This window comes from Mesorhizobium sp. M8A.F.Ca.ET.202.01.1.1, from assembly GCF_004791595.1.
Classification (GTDB): domain Bacteria; phylum Pseudomonadota; class Alphaproteobacteria; order Rhizobiales; family Rhizobiaceae; genus Mesorhizobium.
This window is the reverse complement of sequence record NZ_SRUN01000240.1, coordinates 1-301: the sequence shown is the minus strand read 5'-3', so window position 1 is coordinate 301 and position 301 is coordinate 1. Positions and strand designations below refer to the sequence as shown.

General features: G+C 61.1%; 1 pseudogene. It reads right to left on the bottom strand.

Going from position 1 to position 301, the window contains the following annotated elements:
* Positions 1-283: pseudogene (locus EN845_RS34680) on the bottom strand (DNA-binding protein); the annotation flags it as partial.
* Positions 284-301 lie beyond the last annotated feature (18 nt).

The window sequence follows — 301 nt, the reverse complement described above, 5'->3', positions numbered from 1 at the left end:
GTTCCGGCACCGCCAGCATCGCCAGTGCTGCCTCTCCATCTTCGATCTGGGTTCTGGCGACTTCGGCTTGTTTCAACCGGTTGTCCGAGCCGGCCAGTTGTTCGGCAGCGTCACGCGCCAAAAGAGTCGCATCCAGCCGCGCGAGCAATTCGCGTGCTTCGCGCTCTTCCAGTTCGGCTGCTTGAACTTCGCCCATCGCTTGTTCGTTTTCGGCAATGGCAGAAGCGCGCCGATCGAGAACCTCACTGCGGCGAAGCTGCGCAATCGTCGACTGCTGGCGCAAATCCGTGGCTCGTTTGAG